We start from the raw sequence: 2,497 nt of genomic DNA, 5'->3' as shown, positions 1-2,497 counted from the left end.
GCGGCCGGGGTAAGCGGCGATAGCAGGGCGAGTGCCTTGACCGGGGCGCAGGCAGGGAAGAATGCGGTGGAGAATAATTCGCTCAGTGGTGACAAAGCGCGCGAATCCGTCAAACAAAGCGCGGAATACTGGAAAGAACAGGTCAGGGATAAGCTGGGTGATGGCACAACTTCGGCTATCGCGAACAGTATTATTACTGCACTCGCTGATACTGGCGATGCTGCATTAGGCGGAGCAGATTACGTAGCGGATGCGGCAATGGTGTTGGCATCCTGTGCCGCCGGAGACAGCTACTGCAGTCAGGCATTGAGCGATCTGTCCGGCAAGAATCAGGCGACAGCAGACACTGTCACCGCATTGATGCAGAGTGAAACCTGGTCTGCGGTTGCCGATACGGTTAAAAAGGCGTCTGAAGGCAATCAGGTTGCGCTGGAAGCTACCGGTGGGATGCTAGCCGGGATTATATTGCCGGGCAAGAAAGTGCCCAATGTTGCTAAGGCAATTGATCCGACTATTAAGATCGCAACAGGCCAGGCCGTAGGAGCCTTTGAAAAAAGCCTGGCTAATCTTCCTCCCGGAGAGCGCGTTGCCATCGTAAAACAGGCCGCTTCGAAGGTGGCAGCAGAGAATGGCATGGTTAAAGATAATCTACTGACTAAAAAGAATGGTGGCCGTGACGTGTACCGCGGTCAAGATGGCAATTTATATGCCCTTGATACTCAGCATGGACGGTTTGAGGTTGTGAGCCCGAAAGGTAAGCATCTTGGCGAAGTTGATTTCTCTATGCAAAAAACTCCTAACAGCATTGATAAATCAGGCGGTCATGACTTGAAGGTGAAATGATGAAATTGATTGATTATAAAAATAAATCCATAAAACGGGGTTCGGTTTTTAGACTGCCAGCTGTTTGGCCATATGAAGCCTGGGTAGATTTTATGGTCATTGATTTATTTGATGCTCATGGGTTGGTTGTTTCTTCAGGACATAAGGCAGGATTAATTTTAATATCTTTGCCAAATGAAAGTGGATCAACTGAAGGTAGAGCTTTAAGCACCGAATGGGTTATCAATAACTGGGCAAAATGGATTTACCCAGAGTGTAAAGTTGAAGATGTTCACATACTTGACGAATATATATCAATACCTATCGAATAATATGCAACCCTCGGCTTCCGAGCCGGGATTTTTACATCAGCACTCAGAATTTGAGACTGTACATAAATTTGTGTAATTGCCTGATTTGATATGATCTATCCAACATAAAAAACAGGTTAATTTATGGACGAAAAACAGTGCAGGCTCTGGCTACGCCGGGCCGCAGGCAAGGTGCGCCCGACCCGCGCAAGCTTAAGCGTAGAATGCAGGCACGACGGCGGGCCGCTCGTCCATTAAACATAATGTGCGGGGATTATACGCAGTCGTCCCGGCGGACCGCGAAGGCCGCGGCACCCCTGATGGGCGGTGTCGAGGCTAAGTTCAGATGTCCGGGGCAGGGCAAAGCTCAAATGTCCGCTCTGTGCCAAGAGCGGATGTTGCTAGTCTGGATTTCGTATGGCTTTCAGGATAGCGCGAGTAAGTAACCTTTTTTAAAGAAACAATCAACTGCCATAAAATCATAATATTAATGCGCTACATGTAGGATTTAGTACCTTAGATTAATTAATGTACCTGTACCATTTTATTTGGCGGTGATTATTAAATTCTTATCTATATGAGGAGTTCACTTGAGCTATGTCACTGAGATGCGTAATATTATTGGTCACCGCATGCTTTTGCTCGCAGGCGCCAATGTAATCATCGTCCGTAGCGATGGACAACTATTGCTTCAGCAGCGTAAAGACCATACCTGGGGACTTCCAGGGGGGTTGCTTGAAGTCGGCGAATCACTGGAGCAAACCGCCATTCGGGAAGTGAAGGAAGAGACCAACCTTGATATCAACTCACTAATTTTTTTTAATGTTTTTTCAGGGCAAGATTACAGCTTTACTCTGCAAAACAAAGACGAGATTAATGTCATCACAGCGTTGTATTTCACTGACCAATGGTCAGGTGAACTAATTAATGATCCTTCAGAAGGTCTTGCACTAGAGTTTTTCCCTGCAACCCATTTGCCTTCTGCAATGAATGAAGAGTATTTAACATACATCAGCTTTTTCAGAAGTCATCCAAGCTGGCAGTGGGATGAATAGACGCTGTCAATCCAAGTCTACCCGACTTTACTGCTAGAGTTTTTTTTCATACGCTACTTCCGCAATTCGCTCACAGCAGACATTAGGTAACTTAGCATTGAAGTTCTATGGTGCGGCGGGCATGTCTGTCATGGCATTCAGTTCATTTCCTTTCCTTAAAACCCCGCCTTCCTAAGCCTCAGGCCCTTGAGATACAGACTGGGGCTGCGGCTGTAGTAGGCTATCGTGGAGAGGCAACATCAATCCGATATTTGACCAGGAGCAAGCGCACAGGCGTTTGCAGCAGGCGCAGCTTATCATCGATTTGGG

The 2,497-nt window shown here is 47.1% G+C and carries 3 protein-coding genes; all 3 read left to right on the top strand.

Annotated elements, in window-relative coordinates; translation table 11 throughout:
* Positions 1 to 843: VENN motif pre-toxin domain-containing protein (locus FCN80_RS25640; protein WP_170975533.1), on the top strand; the 843-nt coding region annotated here is incomplete at its 5' end.
* Positions 840 to 1,154, top strand: a complete 315-nt coding sequence (gene imm45 / locus FCN80_RS25635) for an Imm45 family immunity protein (RefSeq protein ID WP_230492971.1) — start codon at positions 840 to 842, stop codon at positions 1,152 to 1,154. The genes FCN80_RS25640 and imm45, both read left to right, overlap by 4 nt.
* A gap of 569 nt (positions 1,155 to 1,723) precedes the next feature.
* Positions 1,724 to 2,188, top strand: a complete 465-nt coding sequence (locus FCN80_RS25630; protein WP_136993153.1) for an NUDIX hydrolase — start codon at positions 1,724 to 1,726, stop codon at positions 2,186 to 2,188.
* The last annotated feature ends 309 nt before the right edge of the window (positions 2,189 to 2,497 follow it).

Source organism: Martelella alba (assembly GCF_005217455.1).
GTDB lineage: Bacteria > Pseudomonadota > Gammaproteobacteria > Enterobacterales > Enterobacteriaceae > Acerihabitans.
This window is presented reverse-complemented; position numbering and strand designations above follow the sequence as displayed.